Genomic DNA, 17,811 nt, shown 5'->3' with positions numbered 1-17,811 from the left:
CCCTTCCCCGATGGTCAGCACCCATTCCCGCCCAGCGGGCCCGGCCCGGGGTGAAAAATGGGACCCACATCCCGGATGGGAATGGGGCGCAGGGTGGCGGTGGTTCCGAATGCGCCATAAATCCCTGAGGAAGGGCCGGGTTCCCCCAGCCAGGCGGCGCCTCTGAAATTTATTGGCTGAAACCTCAGGCCAGCGCCCGTTCCCGGCCAACCAGCGTGACCATGCACGACATGAAAGCGTCCTGCCGTACCGGCTTGGTCAAGACCGGGACGTGGGGGTACTTGGCCTGCATCCCAGGCGACAACATCTGCCCGCTGTAGAAAAAGAAGGGAATCCCGCGCTGTGACAGGACGTCAGCCACGGGTTCCGAGGTGTCCCGGCCCAACCGGACATCCAGGATGGCGGCGGTCAAGCCGGGATCCCGGGCCGCGACCAGCGCCTGCGGCACCGTGGCGGCGCTGAGAATTTCGGCACCGGCCTCGCGGAACGTCTCTTCCAGGTTGAGGGCGATCATGACCTCGTCATCGGCGACCAGGATGCGTGTGCCGGCCAGCGGCAATTCCGGATCAGTCGTCGTCGCCATCCCGCCCCTCCTCCTCCAAGTCGATGTCCATGGTGCAAATGAGGCCGCCGGGCTCGAAACGCCGTGATACCACCGCGCCGGGCAGACCCCGTTCAATAAGAACACCGCCAAAGCCATGATGTTCCGGTGGGACGACAGGCGGGCCATCGAACTCCTGCCACGTCACCGTCAGCAGCGGCGCGCCCTCGCGGTCTTCCCGGGCCCAGCTCAGCACAACCCGTCCGCCGGCCACGGAAAACGCGCCGTACTTGGCGGCGTTGGTCGCCAGTTCGTGCAGCACCAGGCCAAAGGGGGTCGCCAGATGGGGCGGCAGCAGGACGTTCCCCCCTCCAGGCGCAGGCGTTGCGGATCGGCACTGATGTAGGCGGCAAGCTGGATGCGGGCCAAGGCCATCAGTTCCGCCCCCTCCCACTGGCAGTCCACCAGCAGGGCGTGCGCGCGGGCCAGCGCGGTCAGGCGCCCCTCGAACAGGTCCACGAAGCGCTCGTTCGACCCGGCGGTACGCAAGGTCTGGCGGGCCAGGGACTGCACGACCGCCAGCGTGTTGCCCACCCGATGGCGCAGTTCGCCCAGCAACAGTTGGCGGCGTTGTTCCCACTTCTTCTGGTCGGTGACGTCGCGGGTGCTTTCCAGCACCAGCCGCCGCCCGCCAACCTCGATCATCTCGATCTGGCTTTCCACGGTCAGCACCCGGCCGTCCTTGGTGGTATGCCGCAGTTCGCCGCTCCAGGCGCCCTTTTCGGACAGCGCCCGCCGAACGATGTCGAAGCTTCCCTCAACCGGCGTTGAGCGCAGCAGGTCAGCCACGTCCCGCCCCTTCGCCTCCTCCCGGGTATAGCCGTAGAGTTCCTCGCTGCCCCGGTTCCACTGGACGATGCCGTGGTCATATTCCCAGACGAAGATGGGCGCGCGGGAGAATTCCACCAGGCGCATTTCCTGCTTCAGCCGCGCGTCGCTGTCCCGCAGCGCGCCCTCCACCCGCCGCCTCTCGGTGATGTCGACAAAGGTGACCACCACGCCGTCGATCCTGTCATCCACCGTGCGATAGGGGCGGATGCGGACAAGGTACCAATCGCCCCCCCGGCTCTTCACCTCATGCTCCAGCAAGGTCAGTTCGCGCAGGACGGCATGGGCGTGGTCGGCCAGCTGGTCATAGTCCAGCTGGTGGGTGAAGTCGGTGATGGGGCGGCCGGCGTCGGTGGCGGTGATGTTGAACAGCTCGGTCACGCGCGGCGTGAACCGCTTGATGCGCAGCGCCGGGTCCAGGAACAGGGTGCCGAAATCCGCCGCCGCCATCAGGTTCTGCAGGTCGCTGTGCGCCCGGGACACGCTGGCCAGCTTCTGCTTCAGCTCATTGTTGACGGTCTGCAGTTCCTCATTGGTGGATTGCAGCTCCTCCTTGCTGGTTTCCAACTCTTCGGAGGTGGAGCGGTATTCCTCGTTGATGGATTGCAGTTCCTCGTTGGCCGCGCGCAGCTCCTCGTTCGTGGCCTCCGCCTCCTCGCGCGTCGCCCGCAGGCGGCTCTGGGCCATCTGCAATTCTTCCTGCAGGCGGCGAACGGTTTCGTCGTTCGGCTCCCGTGCCAGATCGTCATCCGCGCCGGCGTCACCGTTGGCCCGCACCGCCTCGCCCTCGATGAACAGCACCAAGGCGTAGCGGCCGGGATCCCCTTCCTCCAGCACCGGCTTCACCTGCACATAGACACGCTGGGGATGGCCATCGAAGCGCACCGCCAGGGGGCGGCTGAGCGTGGTTTCCCCGCGATCGAAGGCGCGATGCAGGGCCGCCTCCAGATCGAAACGCAATTCGGGCCGCACCATGTCGGTGGCCACCGTGGTGACCGGACCGCCGGACGGCTGAAGGAAGCGGCCGGCGGTTTCGGACAAATGGATGGCCCGGTGGGTTTCATCCACCAGCATGCTGGGCGGAGCCACCCGTTCCAGCATTTGCCGGTGCAGCGCCACCGCCCCCCCAGCCCCGGCGGAACGATGGGCCGGGGTGCCCCGGCTAGGGGCGGCCTGGTGGGTGCTGGGCATGATGGGCAAGGCCGTCCGTCTCTCCCCCGTGTTGGGCATCATGCGGTAGATGCGCGCGTCCCGGTCGATGGCGCGGAACAGACCGGGCGGATTGTCCGCGCTTTCCGACGCGCCCAGGAACAGGAAACCGCCGGGGTTCAAGGCGTAATGGAAGGTGGTGCAAACCTGATGCTGCAGTTCGCGGTCCAGATAGATCAGCAGGTTGCGGCAGGACACCAGGTCGACGCGGGCGAAGGGCGGGTCGCGCAGGACGCTGTGGCTGGCGAACATGACGACGTCGCGCAGTTCCCGGCGCACGCGGTAATGCTCCCCCTCCCGCTGGAAAAAGCGGCGCAGGCGCTCCTCCGCGATGTCCTGGTCGATGGCGACGGGAAAGCAGCCTTCGCGGGCGACGGCCAGGGCGTCGGCGTCCAGGTCCGATCCGAACACCTGGATCTCGGGCCGGACGTCGCGCCGCGCCGCCTCCTCCAACAGCAGCATGGCGATGGAGTAGGCCTCCTCCCCGGTGGCGCAGGCCGGCACCCAGATGCGGATGCTGTGGGCCGCCTCCTTACCCTCGAACAGCTGGGGGATGACCAGGGTTTCCAACTGTTCGAACGCCCGCTTGTCGCGGAAAAAGGTGGTGACGGAGATCAGGAAGTCGGCGAACAGGGCATGCACCTCGTTCGCGTGTTCCCGAAGGTGGGTGTAATAGTCGGCCAGGGTGTCATGCTGTGTCACCTGCATGCGCCGCGTCACCCGGCGGGCGATGGTGGCGCGCTTGTACTGGCTGAAATCATGGCCCAGGCGCACACGGACATGGGCCAGGATGCGGCGCATGACATCGTCGTCGTCCTCGGGGGGCGACAGGGGCACGCCGTCCCGCCGCTTGCGCAACAGGTCCGCCAGTTGGCGGGCCAGGTCGCGCACCGGCAGCACGAAGTCGGCGGCGTCGGTGGCGATGGCGTTGCGCGGCATGGACGCGAACTCCGCCTCGTCCGGGTCCTGCACCAGGACGATGCCGCCCACCTCCTTGATGGCCCGCACGCCGGCGGCGCCATCGGCGCCCGCCCCGGTCAGGATGAGGGCGAAACCGTCGCTGTGCTGCGCGGCCAGGGAGCGGAAGAACAGGTCGATGGGCGCGCGCTTGGCCCGCGGCTCATCGAACGGCAAGGCCGAGATCATGTGGTCGGCGATGTTCAGCGCGCTGTCGGGGGCGATGACATAGACATGATTGTTGCGCAGGTGGACCTGGTCAGACACCTGCGACACCGGCATGCGGGTGCGGGTGGCCAGGATGGTGGCCAGTTCGCTGCGCCGTTCCGGGTTCAGGTGGATGACCACGACGAAGGCGGCGTTGGGCTCATCGGGCAGCGCCTCGAAAAAGGCCTGCAGCGCCTTCACCCCACCCGCCGACGCCCCGATACCGACGATGGGCGGATCGGTTTCCAACTCCACATGCCCCTCCACACGCCCGTCACCCAATTCCGCGCGCGGCAGGGCGGTTCGGCGTAAGTCATTGAAACCATGGGTGCCGCCCACGATCCCGCAGCCCCGTCCTCCATCCTTGAAAAGCGCAGTCCAGGGCGCCCGGCGCAAGGACGAAAAAGGGCCTATGCCCAAGGCCGGCGCTCAATCAGCCAATGTGTAAGCCCGGACGTAGTCGCCTATCTTGGTGCCGAAGGAGCCGTGGCCGCCGTCCACCGTAACGATGTATTGCCGCCCCCCTTGTTCATAGGACATGGGCGTGGACTGCCCGCCGGCGGGCAGCCTGTCCTGCCACAGCAAGCGCCCATCGGTGACGTCGTAGGCCCGGATGGCATAGTCCATGGTGGAGGTCAGGAACACCACGCCCCCCGCCGTCACCAGCGGGCCACCCAGCATGGGCACGCCCAATTCCAATGGAATCGGCAGGGGGGCCATGTCACGGATGGTGCCGACGCGGTGGCGCCACACCACCCGGTTGGTGCGCAGGTCTATGGCCGCCAGTTCACCCCAGGGCGGTTGCAGGCAGGGGATGCCCAAGGGAGAGAGGAACACCCCCAGGCTGGCGCCGAAGGGCGTGCCGTACATGGGCTGCACCCCCAACTCCGTCCCCGGCGGATGCTGGCCGTTGGGTGCCGCCGGATTGTCGTGCCCGCGCGGGATCAGGCGGGAGACGAAGGGCAGCGACATGGGGTTGGCGATGGCCACCTGACGCTGGCCGTCCACGGCCAAGCCACCCCATTCGAACATGCCGAGGTCGCCGGGAAAGACCAGCGTGCCTTGAACCGAGGGCGGCGTGAACGGCCCCTCGTACCGCAGCCGCTTGAACAGGATGCGGCAGGCCAACTGGTCGAACATCGTGCCGCCCCACATCTGGGCACCAGACAGCCACTGCCGGGGTCGGAAGCTGAGTTGCGAGGCGGGCTGCGTCGGCGCCAATCGGTCACCCGGCGCGGGGCCCTGGGGCACCGGCACCTCGGGCGCCGGGACGATGGGATGGCCATCGCGCCGGTCCAGCACGAAGATGTTGCCCGTCTTGGCCGGGACATAGAGGACCGGCACAGGGCCGTCGCGCGTGGCGATGTCGGCCAGGCTGGGCTGGGCGGGCACATCCATGTCCCAGACGTCATGATGCACGTTCTGATAAGACCAGCGCAGCTTACCCGTGGCGATATCCAGCGCCACCAGGGCGCTGTCGTACCGTTCCTGCGCCGGCGTCCGGTTACCGCCCCAGATGTCGGGCGACGCCGACCCCAGGGGCACGTAGACCAGCCCCAGCGCCTCATCCACCGCCGATACCGCCCAGGAATTGGGCGACCCGGCGGTGAAATGATGGGTGGGCGACGGCATCTCATTCGGGTCTGGGTTACCGGCGTCGAAGGCCCACAGCAGGCGGCCACTGTAGACATCGAAGCCGCGGATGACGCCGGAGGGCACCTTGCCCGAGTAGTTGTCGATAACGGCGCCGCCCATGATCAGCACCTTGTCCGTCACCGCCGGCGGTGAGGTGCCCTGGTAGAAGCCGACCTGCTTGACCTCGCTGCCCCGCTTCAGGTCGATCTGGCCATGGTCGCCGAAGCCCTCGCACGGCTGCCCGGTCTGGCCATCCAGGGCGAACAGGCGGCCATCGTCCGTGGGCAGATAGATGCGGGTGGGGCATTCCGCCGGCGCCGGCGTTCCGTCAGCCGCCGTGGCATCGGGCCGGGTGCGGTGGAAGGCGACCCCGCGGCAGGTCATATGCTGGAAACTGGGGTCACGCCGCACCTGGGGATCGAATTTCCAGCGCAGCTTGCCCGTCGCGGCCTCCAGCGCGAAAACGATCTGGTGCGGGGAGCAGGTGTAGAGCAAGTCCCCGACCTTCAGGGGCGTCACCTCCGTCGTGATTTCGGCGGGATCATCGGGACCTGGCAGGTCGCCGGTGCGGAACTGCCAGGCGAGCTTCAGGCGCCCCACAGTGCGCGGGGTGATCTGCGCCAACTCGGAGTACCGGTCACCCCGGCCGCTGCCGCCATAGGCCGTCCAGTCGTCGGCGGCCTGGTCCACGGCCGGGGGCTCCAGCCCCATCGGCGCCACCCTGCCCTGGATGGCATGGCGATCGCGGGCCAGGGAAACGCCGACGACCCCCAGGGCCAGCGCCAGCACGACACCCAGGGCCAGCAGCGGCCCCCTGCCTACTAACTGCCTCTCGCCTACCGGCGCCAGGGTGCGGGTGATGAAGGGCAGCATGAGCCACGCGCCCAGGGGAACCAGGACATCGCCCCGGGGCGCCAGCGCCCAGAAATCAAACCCCACCTCCCACACCGCCCAGGCCATGGTGGCCAACACCACCGCCGCGTAAAGCCACAGCGCCGCCGCCCGCCGGCGCCACAGCAGCAGGGCGACGACCACCAGGGCGATACCGGCCGCGAGGTAATAGGGACTGCCCCCCAGGGCGATGAGCCAGCCGCCGCCCAACACGAGGTAGATGCCGAACAGCGCCACCACCACGGCCGTCGCCAAGAACAGCCGCCTGTCCCAAGTCGGGCTCATAACGAGGGCTTCCCAGCCGCCACCTTGGCAAAATGGAGCGTCAGCCACACGCCGGTCCCCAGCGCGCCCAGCGCCGCCACCCCGAAGTCCGGCGTCAGCACCGCCGTCACCGGGTGCAGCGACCATAGGGCCAGGCCGATGACGAAATTGGCGAACCCCCAGAGGAAGTTGACCAGGGGTGGACTGTCCCCAACCGCCGGCGGCTTGGCGAACGGCGTGGGAAAGGGGCGGCCGTGCAAGCCCGCCACCAAGTGGGGAATACCGTTGCACAGGAAGGCACCGGCGAAGAACAGGGCGACATAATCCATGGGTGATCACCGGGACGGCTGGTGGGGGCGAAGCGCCCCCGCGTCGGGCATTGAAAGGCTTGGGCCGAGGGAAGGTTCCGAACCCATTAATTTGACATTTCTAGAGATATCGAATTATGATGGGAATCATGAACGACCTACCCAACATCGACGCCGACCGGTTCGATCTCCCGGACCTGGACAAGCTGACGCCCAAGCGGATCTCCAGCCATCCGCCGCGCATCCTGCTGCTCTATGGCTCGCTGCGGGAGCGGTCCTACAGCCGCTTCCTGACGCAGGAGGCCGCGCGCCTGCTGCAACGGTTCGGCTGTGAAACCCGCATTTTCGATCCCGCCGGCCTACCCCTGCCGGACAGCGTTCCCCCCAACCATCCCAAGGTGGCGGAGTTGCGCGACCTGTCGATCTGGTCCGAGGGGCAGGTCTGGTGCTCCCCCGAGCGGCACGGAACCATCACCGGCGTGTTCAAGAGCCAGATCGACTGGCTGCCCCTGGAAACGGGCAGCGTTCGCCCCACCCAGGGCCGCACCCTGGCGGTGATGCAGGTCTGCGGCGGCAGCCAATCCTTCAACGCCGTCAACGCCCTGCGGGTGCTGGGGCGGTGGATGCGCATGGTGACCATTCCCAACCAGTCGTCGGTGGCCAAGGCCTATCAGGAGTTCGACGACGATGGCCGCATGAAGCCGTCCGCGTACTACGACCGCGTGGTGGACGTGATGGAGGAACTGGTGAAGTTCACCCTGCTGGTGCGCGACCGCGCTGACTACATGGTCGACCGCTACAGTGAGCGCAAGGAGGCCGCGGCCAAGGCGCCACAGCCCGATTTGGGCGCCATCGCCATGAGCCACGAGACGCCGCCGACGGCCAAGGCCTGACCGTCATGGAAACGACCGCCGCCATCGACGCCTTCGCCGCCCTGGCGCAGGAAACCCGCCTGGGGGTGTTCCGCCTGTTGGTGCAGGCAGGGCCGAACGGGCTGAATGCCGGGGACATCGCCGCCCGCGTCGGCGTGCCGGCCTCCACCCTGTCGCATCATTTGGGCATTCTGGAGCGGGCCGGCCTGCTGCGCGCCTGGCGGGTGCAGCGGCAAATCTTCTACGCCACCGACTATGAGGGCACCCGTCGCCTGCTGGACTTTCTGATGCAGGATTGCTGCGGCGGTGTGCCGGAGCTGTGCTGCACCGACATTGCCGAGACGGTCACCTGCTGCCCAAAGCCGGCCATCATTCAGGGGGCGTCATGAGCCGCGTCACGATCTACCACAACCCCGCCTGCGGCACGTCGCGCAATGTCCTGGCCCTGCTGGAGCGGGCGCGGACGGAACCCGAGGTGGTGGAGTATCTGAAGGCCCCACCCAGTCGAGCCGTGCTGGCCGACCTGATCCGGCGCATGGGGCTGCCCGTCCGCCAAGTGCTGCGCCGCAAGGGCACGCCCTATGCGGAGCTTGGCCTGGACGATCCGAAATGGACCGACGACGAGTTGCTGGATTTCATGATGGCCCACCCCATCCTGATCAACCGGCCCATCGTGGTGACGCCCCGGGGCGTAAAGCTCTGCCGGCCATCGGACATCGTCCTGGACCTGATGCCCGAACTGCCCCCCATGAACAGTGATCCCGCGAACTTCGATAAGGAGGACAGGACGCCCTTCCTGAAGGATGAGCCGGTCCCGGCCTCCGACCCCGGCCTGGTGGCGGCGCTGACGGCCGCCGGCCTGCCGGTGGCGGACCTGGAGGATGGCGACGGTCGCTTCTTCGCCTACCGGACCTTGGGCGGCACACCCGCGGGCTATGGCGGCTACGTGCCGTTGGGTGCCGACATCCTGGTCCGCTCCGTAGTGGTGCCGGCGGTGGCGCAGGGCAAGGGCATCGGCCGCAGCCTGGTGGCCCTGCTGCTCCGCCGCGCCTGGGAGGACGGTCACCAGCGGGCTTGGCTGTTGACCTCCTCCGCCAGCGGCTTCTTCGAGAAGGTCGGGTTCAAGCCCGTCCCCCGCGACCAGGCACCGGCCTCCGTCCTGGCCACGCCCCAGGCCCAGGGTCTGTGCCCCTCCACCGCGACGCTGCTGTCGCGGACCATCACCGTCTGAGGACTGCCGCCATGTCCCGCTTCGAACGGTACCTCAGCCTTTGGGTGGCGCTGTGCATCGTCACCGGCATCGCCCTGGGCCACCTGCTGCCGGGCGTATTCAGCACCGTGGCGTCGGCCGAGGTGGCCAAGGTCAACCTGCCGGTGGCCGGGCTGATCTGGCTGATGATCATCCCCATGCTGCTGAAGATCGACTTCGGCGCCCTGGCGCAAGTGAAGGAGCATTGGCGGGGCGTGGCCGTGACCCTGTTCATCAATTGGGCGGTCAAGCCCTTCTCCATGGCGCTGCTGGGCACGCTGTTCATCGGCACCCTGTTCGCCGGCCTGCTGCCGGCCGGCCAGGGCCCGTCCTACATCGCCGGCCTCATCCTGCTGGCGTCCGCCCCCTGCACGGCCATGGTGTTCGTCTGGTCCAACCTTTGTGAAGGCGAACCGCACTACACCCTGAGCCAGGTGGCGCTGAACGACGTGATCATGGTGTTCGCCTTCGCGCCGCTGGTGGGCCTGCTGCTGGGCGTGGCCTCCATCACCGTGCCCTGGGCCACCCTGGCGCTGTCCGTTGCCCTCTACATCGTCGTGCCGGTGGTGGTGGCGCAAAGTTGGCGCAGCGCCCTGCTGGCGGGCGGCGAGGCGCGGCTGAAGCGCGCCCTGTCCGTCCTGCAGCCCCTGTCCCTGGTGGCGCTGCTGACCACCCTGGTGCTGCTGTTCGGTTTCCAAGGGGAGCAAATCTTGGCCCAGCCTATGGTGATCGCCCTGCTGGCCGTGCCCATCCTCATCCAGGTCTACCTGAACGCCGGCCTGGCCTATCTGCTGAGCCGCCGGTTCGGCGTGGCTTGGTGCGTGGCGGCCCCGGCGGCCCTGATCGGCGCCAGCAACTTCTTCGAGCTGGCCGTGGCCGCCGCCATCAGCCTGTTCGGCCTCAATTCCGGGGCCACCCTGGCCACCGTGGTGGGTGTGCTGGTGGAGGTGCCGGTGATGCTGTCGGTGGTGCGCCTGGTGAAGGCGTCCCGGCCCTGGTACGAACGGCAGTCCCTTTAAAAAGCGCTCGGTGTCCCCAACGGGCCTGCGGCGAAAAAGGCATGGACGGGCCGAAACGGCATCGGTATCTAGTTATGTTATAACATAACGTATTTCGGTGCCCCATGTCCCCGCCCTCCCCCTTGATTCATCTGCGCGCCCTGCGTCACCGGGTGGCCGGCCGCCTCGTGCTGGACCTGCCGGATTGGCGGGTTGAAGACGGGGAGCACGGCCTGCTTCTGGGGCCCAGCGGCAGCGGCAAGACCACGTTGCTGCAGATCATCGCGGGGCTGCTGTCCCCCACCAGCGGACAGGTGATGGTGGCCGGCCAGGACATGACCAGCCTGAGCGAAGGCGTGCGCGACACGGTGCGCGGCGCCTGCGTCGGCCTGGTGTTCCAGCAGTTGCACCTGGTGAACGCCTTGACCCTGGCCGATAATCTGCGCCTGGCGCAACGGCTGGCGGGTTATCCGCTGGATGACGACCGCGTCGCCCATCTGCTGGCGCGCATCGGCCTGGCCGGCCGGGCGGAGGCACGTCCCCAACAGCTTTCCCAGGGTGAACGCCAGCGGCTGGCCATCGCCCGCGCCGTCGTCAACCGCCCGGCCCTGCTGCTGGCGGATGAGCCGACCAGCGCGCTGGACGACGGCAATTGCCAGCGCCTGCTGGACCTGATGCTGGAACAGGCGGCGGAGAACGGGGCGACCCTGCTGATCGCCACCCACGATGCCCGATTGAAGGCCCGCCTGCCCGCCCGCCTGACCCTGGCGGCGTCCGTTCTGGAGGTGGTGGCATGAGTGGCCGCACCGTCATCGGCGGCGGCCTGGGCCCGTTCGGGCTCAGCCTGGCCTATTTACGCCAGAACCGCCTGGCCACGGGCCTGAATCTGTTGCTGCTGGCCCTGGGCGTGGCCGCCATCGCCGGGCTGGCGCTGATCGACAATCAGATGCAGGGGCGGCTGACCCGCGACGTTGCCGGCATCGACCTTGTGGTGGGCGCCAAGGGCAGTCCGTTGCAGTTGATCCTGTCCAGCGTCTACCAGGCGGACGTGCCCACGGGGAACGTTCCCCTGTCCACCCTGGACGATTTGCGGCGCAACCCGCTGGTCAAGCAGGCCATCCCGGTGGCCATGGGCGACAGCTATCATGGTTTCCGCATCGTCGGGACCACAGCGGATTATCCCGCCCATTACCAGGCGGCCCTGGCGCAGGGGCGCATGTTCGCCACCGCCATGGAGGCGGCCGTGGGCGCCACCGTGGCACGCGCCGCCAACCTGCATGTGGGCGACAGCTTCGCCGGCAGCCACGGCCTGACCCCCGGCGGGGAGGTGCATGCCCACACCCCTTACACCGTGGTCGGCATCCTGGCCCCCACCGGCACCGTTGTGGACCGTCTGGTGCTGACGCCGGTGGAAAGCGTCTGGGCAGTACATGACCATCACCATCATCACGATGATGGTGATGACGACGATCATGACGCGGACCATGATGCACCCCATTCCGCCGAGGCCGGCGCGCAGCCCCCGCGCGAGGTGACCGCCATCCTGGTGCGCTATGCCTCGCCCCTCGCCGCCGCCCGGCTGCCCCGCGCGATCAACAGCGAAACCGGGGCCCAGGCGGCCAGCCCCGCCGTGGAACTGGTGCGGCTGATGTCGTTGCTGGGTGCCGGGCTGGACGCCTTCCGCGCCGTGGGCGTGCTGCTGGTGGTGACATCGGCGCTGGGCACCTTCGTCGCACTGACCAACGCCCTGCAGCAGCGGCGCTATGATCTGGCCGTCATGCGCAGCCTGGGCGCCAGCCGGGCCCGCATCCTCATCCAGATTGGGATGGAGGCGCTGCTGGTCAGCGGTACCGGGACCGTGGCCGGCCTGGTCCTGGCCCATGGCGGCATCGCCCTGTTCGCCCTGTTGTCCCCCAAGGCGCGGGACTTCGGCCTCAGCCCCTTCACCGTTGTGCCGGCCGACCTGGGCCTGCTGGGCCTGGGCATCGCCGTCGCGGCGGTGGCGGCGGCCCTGCCGGCCATCCAAGCCTATCGCACCGACGTGGCCCGGACGCTGGCGCGGGGTTGAAAGCTAATGACACCACTGCGTACCATAAGGCGTGGGGTGGCAGCACAGGCCGGCGGAACCGCGTGGGGCGTCGGGGCCTAGGCTGTCCTGATAGGCGCGTGCGGCCTCCCGCCACTTTTCCTCCCGCATGTTGCGGACGGCGGCGGCGGCCATCTCCACATCTTCCGCCGATGAAGGCGCCGATGGGGTCGCCGCTGGCGATGCGCCCCCTTGCGGAGTGCCGGCCGGTGCCGGTACGGGCGGAGGGGGTAAGGATGCGGTGGGTGATGGCGCCGGATCGGCATCCCGGGCCGCCCCCGACCCGCTGGCGAGGCAGGCGGCAACCAGCATCGTCCACAGCATTCCCTTGCGCGTCATAGCGCCCCACCTTTCCATCGCCTATCGAAACCGCCAAATTGTGATATGTTATATCATAACTTGTTCACGGCGACCATTCTTGGAAATCCCCATGCCGCTGCCCCGCTTGCCTGCCCTGCTGCTGGCCCTGGCCCTGCCCGCCTTCACTCCGGCCCCCGCCCTGGCCCTGCGCCTGGAAAAGGGGACGGCGCCCAAGGTCCAGGACATTCCGCGCGCCACCCTGGGCTGGGACAAGATCGCCGACGTGAAGGAGGTCGAGGTGAAGGTGAAGAACGGCACGCGGCTGCGCGCCGTCTTCGGCCCCTCGGTGCAGCATATGGCGGGGCAAAGCCTGACGCTGGGCGGATACATCATCCCGCTGGACCAGACGGAACACTCGACCCACTTCCTGCTGAGCGCCCTGGCCCCCAGTTGCCCCTTCTGCCCGCCACCCGGCGCGGCCGACGTGGTGGAGGTGCGCACGACCGAGCCTGTCACCTTCACCTATGACCTGGTGGTCCTGATCGGCACCGTGCGGCTGACGCCGGACGATGAGAATTGCCTGTATTATCATCTGGATGGCGCCCACCAGCAGCCCAGCGGCTGATTTCCCCGCCGTCACCCGCCACTTTTTTGCGTTTGCCCATCCTGGATTTTTCGGGCCCGTTCGTCATACCTGGATAAGGCGCCGTTCAATAAGGCGCCGGCCAGGCGTGAAAACCAAGGGAGGAACGACGGGCGGTGAACAGGAGCGCGGTGGATCTATGGTTCGTGGAGGAAGTCCTGCCCCTGGAGGCGGCGCTGACCGGTTATCTGCGCCGCAAGTGGCGGGAGGCCAACGAGATCCCCGACCTGCGGCAAGAGATCTACACCCGTGTCTACGAGGCGGCGACCGTGGCGATCCCTGAGATGACCAAGCCCTTCCTGTTCATGACGGCCCGCAACCTGCTGATCGACCGCGCCCGCCGCGCCCAGGTGGTGTCGATCGAAACGGTGATCGACCTTGAGGATCTGGACGTGGCCGACACCGTGCCCGATCCCGAGCGCAACGCCGTGGGGCGCGAGGCCGTGCGGCTTTTGCAGGCGGCGATCAACCGCTTGCCCCCACGCTGCCGGGAGGTGACGCTGCTGCGCAAGGTGCATGGCCTGCCGCAACGCGACGTCGCCCGGCGCATGGGCATCAGCGAAAGCACGGTGGAGCAGCAGGTGGCGAAGGGTGTCCGCCTGATCGCCGACGCCATGGCGGACATCGCCCCCGAACCAATCGCCCGCCGCCTGGGCCGGGCCCGGAAAGCGGGGCGGTCATGATCGAGCACGACCCCATCGAGGAACAGGCATCGCGCTGGCTGGCCCGCCAGGACGCCGGACCGCTGGACGCGGCGGCCAAGGCCGGGTTCGAGGCCTGGCTGGCCACCTCCACCCGTCACCGCGTGACCTTTCTGAGGCTGGAGGCCGCCTGGAGGCGGGCGGATCATCTGCGGCCCCCCGGGCAGGCCACCCCCCTGCCGCTGCCGCGCGCCGACGCCCCGTCGGCGCCGTGGCGCCGCTGGCCCCCCCGACGGGCCGCCCGATGGGCCACCATGACAGCCGCGGCGGCCGCGGTGCTGCTGCTCGTGCTGCCGCTGGTGGATGAGTGGGACTGGCCCTTTACCGCCGGCCAGAAATTCAGCACGGGCGTGGGCGACCGCTACACCGCCCATTTGCAGGACGGCTCGCAGATCGAGCTGAACACCAACACCCGGCTGCGCGCCTCGGTCGACCAGACGGCCCGTGAGGTGCGGCTGGACAAGGGCGAGGCTTTCTTCGAGGTGGTGCATGACGACAAGCACCCCTTCGTCGTCATCAGTGGCGATCTGCGCATCGTCGATGTCGGCACCAAATTCTCCGTCCGCCGCGATGGCGACAAGCTGGAGGTGGTGGTGGCCGAAGGGGCGGTGCTGGTGGAGGACATGGCGCATCCCAACGACGTGCCCCCGACCCTGGTGACACAGTCCATGGCGGCGGTGGCCCAACCCAAGGCCATCCGTAAATCCAGCCGCAGCGAGGAACAAATCCGGGAGGCGCTGGGTTGGCGGCACGGGACGCTGGTGTTCACCGACCGGCCGCTGCGCGAGGTGGCGGCGGAATTCAACCGATATAACCGCAAGCAGCTGGTGGTGCCGGCTGAGGGCCCCATGGGCGACATCCGCATCGGCGGCAGCTTCGAGGCCACCAATGTCGACGCCTTCGCCCGCCTTCTGCACAGCGGTTTCGGCCTCAAGGTCATCGACGACGGCCGGGAAATAAGAATTTCAAATTGAGCATAGGGGATTTGGCACGGCCCTTCGTCAAAGCTCAATACAACAACCGAGAAATAGGGGAGAATCGTGCCAAATCCGACTATCCGTCGCACCCTTTCCGCAGCACTCATGTCCACGGTTTGTTGGCCGGCGCTGACTCACGCCGCTGAGCATGCCGCGAAGACTAATGCAACCCCAGCGATCACTTTGGCCTCCGCCGCCGAAACCGCGACCCAAACCGTGATCGATATCCCCGCCGGGGACCTGCGCGCGGCGCTGGAAAGCTATATCCGCCAGACCGGATCGCAGTTGATCTACAAGGCTGACGATGTGGCCGGAATCAGCACCAAAGGGGCGCAGGGCCGCCTGTCGGCCGAGCAGGCGCTGGACAGCATCCTGGCCAACACCGGCCTGACGGTGCACCGGGATTCGTCGGGCGCCGTGGTCGTCAGCCGCAAGACCGACCGCGCCGCCACCCTGACCCCCGCCCTGCGCCATACGGCCGCCGAGGGCGGTGCCGCCCAGGCCCAAGTCGCCCAGGCCACCCCAACCACCACCGGCACCGATGACGCTGCCGCCCTGGGCGGCGCACCCGACCTTCAGGAAATCATCGTCACGGGCACCCGATCCAAGCGCAACCTGCTGAACGCCTCGGTCGCCATCACCACGGTGAACGAGGCCGACCTGGCCCAGAAGGCGCCGCGCAGCACGGTGGACGTGCTGGAAATGATCCCCGGCATCTTCGTCGAGGGCACGGCCGGTCCGGTGTCCAACAATTACTCGGTGCGCGGCCTGCCGGGCGGCAGCCAGCAGTTCGTGCGCCTGATCGAGGACGGCATGCCCGCCATCTATGGCGGCCTGAACGATGACGAGGTGTTCCAGAACGACCTCTCGATCGACCGGGTCGAGGCGTTGCAGGGCGGCAGCTCCGGCATCCTGACGCCCAACGCCGCCGGCGCCTCCATCAACTTCATCTCGCGCAAGCTGAACTTCGACGAGGCCGGCGGCATCGCCCGCATCACCGGCACCACCTATGGCGACCGGCGCGGCGACCTGTGGTTCTCGTCGCCCATCCCTGGGTTGAAGGACACCGCGTTCGCCCTGTCTGGCTATTACGATAGCACGCCGGGTGTGCGCAACTCGCCCTTCCGGTACGAGACGTATCACATCAAGGGCCAGTTGGAGCACAAGTTCGAGGACGGCTGGATCCGCTTCACCGTCAAGGATTGGGACGAGCACGACCCCTACTACGCCGACCAGCCCTACGCCTACAACAACGGCACCATTTCCAGCGTGCCGGGCCTGGACAGCCAGTTCGGCAACATCATCGGCAAGGGCTTCGCCAACATCAGCGTGCCGGATTCCTGCTACGCCCACGGCCAGTGCTTCCGCAATTTCAGCATGCAGGACGGCATCCACGCCACCGGCCACCAGTTCCGCGTGGATGGGGAGCGGGAGTTCGACCACGGCATCTCCCTCTTCGCCCGGGGGCGCTATACCGAGACGGACTGGGACTTCAATGGCGTGTTCGCCGGCAGCGGCACGGGCAACGGCGGCCTGGCCTCGGCCCTCACCTACCTGACGCCCACCAGCGCCTCCCCCATCTACAGCCTGCTGCAGCAGGGCCTGGCGGCTTTCCCCGGCACGACCCAGTTCGGCATCCGCAACCTGACCAACGGCCAGGTCACCCCGGCGTCCAACACCGCCGCGCTGAACGGCCTGAATGGCAACGGCCTGCTGCAGCAGACCGTGCTGAACCGGCAGTTGGTGAAGCTGCGCGACTGGGGCAGCGACTTCGGCGCAAAGTGGGAAACCTCGGGCGACGGCTGGGCAAACAGCCTGACAGTGGGCGGCATGATCTACGCCACCGACATCAACACCGACCAGTCCGGCGTGTCGACGCTCATCAACGACGTGACGAACCAGTCCAACATCTACGACGTCGTGGCCATGAACAACGCCGGCGCCGTACTGGGGACCCTGGGCAACAACGGCCTGATCTCCTACGGCAACTGGGGCCAGGGCATCAGCGCCACCCACCAGACCTCCAAGTCGGTCTATGTGAACAACGAGTTCACCTGGAACCAGGACCTGCATGTCGACTTCGGCGTGCGGTATGAGCGTGAGGATACCGACGCGGTGGCGGGCAACAGCTCCGCCCTGCCCATCCCGGCCGGGGTGGGCGGCCTGGCGCAGGTGAATCCCAGTGCCTTCAACGGCACCTACAGCTATACCTCCGGCCATGAATCGCCGGTGCATGTCACCGCCGGCGTCAACTACACCGTCGCCCAGAACCTGTCGGTCTATGCCCGCTACGCCCACGCCTACCAGACCCAGGGAACCAACCCGCAGGCGACGGCGCTGACCCTGTATGAAGGCGGCGTCACCTATTCCGATTACGGACTGACCGGCACCATCCGGGGCTTCCGGACGGAGTTCAACAACCAGACCTGGGGCGGCGGCGTCAATCCCGACAATCCCAACCTGAACCAGGCCTTCTTCGCCGACTCCCAGACCAATGGCGTCGACGTCGACTTGTTCTATCGCCCGCAGTATGAGCCGCTGAGCGCCTTCGCCATCCACGCGCAGGCGACCTACCAGGACCCGGCGTTCAGCAACGTCAAGGTGGGATTCACCGACGTCAACGGCACCAACATCGCGCCGCAGGTGGCCGCCTTCTACAATGGCAAGGTTCCAGGCCGCACGCCCAAGATCCTGTACGCCATCACGCCGGAATACGACCTGCCGGACAACAGGGGCCAGATTTACCTGCGCTACAAGTATGTCGGCCGCATCTTCGCCGACAACGGCAACCAGGTGGAACTGCCCGGCTATGGCATCGTGAGCATCGGCGCCATCTACAATCTCACGCCCGCCATGACGCTGAACGTCAGCGTCGACAACGTGACGGATGAGTTGGGCCTGACGGAGGGCAACCCCCGCCAGGGCTTCACCCAGCAGATCGTGAACGGCTATTTCTATGGCCGTGGCATCGTCGGCCCCAACGCCATGGTGTCCCTGACCGCGAAGTTCTGACCCCGCTTCCTTCCTCCCCTCCTCCCTGGGCGGGCGGCGGATCAGCTCAGGGCCCGCCGCCCGCCTTTCTTTT

General features: G+C 67.6%; 16 protein-coding genes. 10 read left to right on the top strand and 6 right to left on the bottom strand.

The window, feature by feature from the left end:
- Positions 1-184 precede the first annotated feature (184 nt).
- From UCD39_RS07955 to UCD39_RS07935, 5 genes are all read right to left on the bottom strand, one after another.
- Complete coding sequence (locus tag UCD39_RS07955; RefSeq protein WP_330495533.1) at positions 185-583, bottom strand: response regulator; 399 nt, start codon at positions 581-583, stop codon at positions 185-187.
- Complete coding sequence (locus tag UCD39_RS07950) at positions 567-797, bottom strand: hypothetical protein (RefSeq protein WP_330495532.1); 231 nt, start codon at positions 795-797, stop codon at positions 567-569. Before UCD39_RS07950 ends, UCD39_RS07955 begins: the two co-directional genes overlap by 17 nt.
- Positions 791-4,141, bottom strand: coding sequence for a chemotaxis protein CheB (locus UCD39_RS07945; protein ID WP_330495531.1), 3,351 nt, complete (start codon positions 4,139-4,141; stop codon positions 791-793). The genes UCD39_RS07950 and UCD39_RS07945 overlap by 7 nt, the downstream gene beginning before the upstream one ends.
- Positions 4,142-4,231: 90 nt before the next feature.
- Positions 4,232-6,613, bottom strand: coding sequence for a membrane-bound PQQ-dependent dehydrogenase, glucose/quinate/shikimate family (locus tag UCD39_RS07940; protein WP_330495530.1), 2,382 nt, complete (start codon positions 6,611-6,613; stop codon positions 4,232-4,234).
- Positions 6,610-6,921: a hypothetical protein gene (locus tag UCD39_RS07935; protein ID WP_330495529.1), complete on the bottom strand. Its 312-nt coding sequence runs from the start codon at positions 6,919-6,921 to the stop codon at positions 6,610-6,612. The genes UCD39_RS07940 and UCD39_RS07935 overlap by 4 nt, the downstream gene beginning before the upstream one ends.
- A 128-nt stretch (positions 6,922-7,049) precedes the next feature.
- On the opposite strand from UCD39_RS07935, the gene arsH reads away from it, so the two are divergent.
- The 6 genes from arsH (at position 7,050) to UCD39_RS07900 (ending at position 12,087) form a co-directional block, all read left to right on the top strand.
- Positions 7,050-7,793 (top strand): arsenical resistance protein ArsH, encoded by a 744-nt coding sequence (arsH, locus tag UCD39_RS07930; RefSeq protein ID WP_442943599.1) that lies wholly within the window; start codon positions 7,050-7,052, stop codon positions 7,791-7,793.
- Positions 7,794-7,798: 5 nt separating this feature from the next.
- Entirely contained in the window at positions 7,799-8,161 is a 363-nt protein-coding gene (locus UCD39_RS07925; protein ID WP_330495528.1) for an ArsR/SmtB family transcription factor, read from the top strand.
- Complete coding sequence (gene arsC / locus UCD39_RS28460; RefSeq protein ID WP_442943598.1) at positions 8,158-9,003, top strand: arsenate reductase (glutaredoxin); 846 nt, start codon at positions 8,158-8,160, stop codon at positions 9,001-9,003. The genes UCD39_RS07925 and arsC overlap by 4 nt, the downstream gene beginning before the upstream one ends.
- An 11-nt stretch (positions 9,004-9,014) precedes the next feature.
- The gene (arsB, locus tag UCD39_RS07910; RefSeq protein WP_330495527.1) at positions 9,015-10,040 is read left to right on the top strand and encodes an ACR3 family arsenite efflux transporter; all 1,026 of its coding nucleotides are present in this window, start codon (positions 9,015-9,017) and stop codon (positions 10,038-10,040) included.
- Between the two features lie 104 nt (positions 10,041-10,144).
- Entirely contained in the window at positions 10,145-10,816 is a 672-nt protein-coding gene (locus tag UCD39_RS07905; RefSeq protein ID WP_330495526.1) for an ABC transporter ATP-binding protein, read from the top strand.
- Positions 10,813-12,087, top strand: coding sequence for an ABC transporter permease (locus tag UCD39_RS07900; RefSeq protein WP_330495525.1), 1,275 nt, complete (start codon positions 10,813-10,815; stop codon positions 12,085-12,087). The genes UCD39_RS07905 and UCD39_RS07900 overlap by 4 nt, the downstream gene beginning before the upstream one ends.
- Before the next feature lie 3 nt (positions 12,088-12,090).
- Here the strand turns inward: UCD39_RS07900 and UCD39_RS07895 are convergent, their stop codons facing one another.
- Positions 12,091-12,444 (bottom strand): hypothetical protein, encoded by a 354-nt coding sequence (locus tag UCD39_RS07895; protein ID WP_330495524.1) that lies wholly within the window; start codon positions 12,442-12,444, stop codon positions 12,091-12,093.
- Positions 12,445-12,535: 91 nt separating this feature from the next.
- On the opposite strand from UCD39_RS07895, the gene UCD39_RS07890 reads away from it, so the two are divergent.
- The 4 genes from UCD39_RS07890 to UCD39_RS07875 all read left to right on the top strand — a co-directional run bounded on the left by UCD39_RS07890 (position 12,536) and on the right by UCD39_RS07875 (position 17,738).
- Positions 12,536-13,030, top strand: coding sequence for a DUF3299 domain-containing protein (locus UCD39_RS07890; protein ID WP_330495523.1), 495 nt, complete (start codon positions 12,536-12,538; stop codon positions 13,028-13,030).
- A 134-nt stretch (positions 13,031-13,164) separates the two neighbouring features.
- Entirely contained in the window at positions 13,165-13,731 is a 567-nt protein-coding gene (locus UCD39_RS07885; RefSeq protein WP_330495522.1) for an RNA polymerase sigma factor, read from the top strand.
- Complete coding sequence (locus UCD39_RS07880) at positions 13,728-14,723, top strand: FecR family protein (RefSeq protein ID WP_330495521.1); 996 nt, start codon at positions 13,728-13,730, stop codon at positions 14,721-14,723. Before UCD39_RS07885 ends, UCD39_RS07880 begins: the two co-directional genes overlap by 4 nt.
- A gap of 219 nt (positions 14,724-14,942) precedes the next feature.
- Positions 14,943-17,738: a TonB-dependent receptor gene (locus tag UCD39_RS07875; protein WP_330495520.1), complete on the top strand. Its 2,796-nt coding sequence runs from the start codon at positions 14,943-14,945 to the stop codon at positions 17,736-17,738.
- Positions 17,739-17,811: the final 73 nt, after the last annotated feature.

Origin of the sequence: Nitrospirillum karajorum, assembly GCF_036348415.1 — a bacterium.
GTDB classification, from domain to species: domain Bacteria; phylum Pseudomonadota; class Alphaproteobacteria; order Azospirillales; family Azospirillaceae; genus Nitrospirillum; species Nitrospirillum amazonense_B.
The sequence above is the reverse complement of the archived record's forward strand: the minus strand, read 5'-3'. Positions and strand labels throughout refer to the sequence as shown.

What these genes read in the sequence shown, in the direction of transcription:
- arsC (WP_442943598.1), top strand. Translation starts at nt 8,158, where the DNA reads ATGAGCCGCGTCACGATCTACCACAACCCCGCCTGCGGCACGTCGCGC.
- UCD39_RS07890 (WP_330495523.1), top strand. Translation starts at nt 12,536, where the DNA reads ATGCCGCTGCCCCGCTTGCCTGCCCTGCTGCTGGCCCTGGCCCTGCCC.
- UCD39_RS07935 (WP_330495529.1), bottom strand. Translation starts at nt 6,921, where the DNA reads ATGGATTATGTCGCCCTGTTCTTCGCCGGTGCCTTCCTGTGCAACGGT.
- arsH (WP_442943599.1), top strand. Translation starts at nt 7,050, where the DNA reads ATGAACGACCTACCCAACATCGACGCCGACCGGTTCGATCTCCCGGAC.
- UCD39_RS07955 (WP_330495533.1), bottom strand. Translation starts at nt 583, where the DNA reads ATGGCGACGACGACTGATCCGGAATTGCCGCTGGCCGGCACACGCATC.
- UCD39_RS07925 (WP_330495528.1), top strand. Translation starts at nt 7,799, where the DNA reads ATGGAAACGACCGCCGCCATCGACGCCTTCGCCGCCCTGGCGCAGGAA.
- UCD39_RS07905 (WP_330495526.1), top strand. Translation starts at nt 10,145, where the DNA reads ATGTCCCCGCCCTCCCCCTTGATTCATCTGCGCGCCCTGCGTCACCGG.
- arsB (WP_330495527.1), top strand. Translation starts at nt 9,015, where the DNA reads ATGTCCCGCTTCGAACGGTACCTCAGCCTTTGGGTGGCGCTGTGCATC.
- UCD39_RS07940 (WP_330495530.1), bottom strand. Translation starts at nt 6,613, where the DNA reads ATGAGCCCGACTTGGGACAGGCGGCTGTTCTTGGCGACGGCCGTGGTG.
- UCD39_RS07880 (WP_330495521.1), top strand. Translation starts at nt 13,728, where the DNA reads ATGATCGAGCACGACCCCATCGAGGAACAGGCATCGCGCTGGCTGGCC.
- UCD39_RS07900 (WP_330495525.1), top strand. Translation starts at nt 10,813, where the DNA reads ATGAGTGGCCGCACCGTCATCGGCGGCGGCCTGGGCCCGTTCGGGCTC.
- UCD39_RS07895 (WP_330495524.1), bottom strand. Translation starts at nt 12,444, where the DNA reads ATGACGCGCAAGGGAATGCTGTGGACGATGCTGGTTGCCGCCTGCCTC.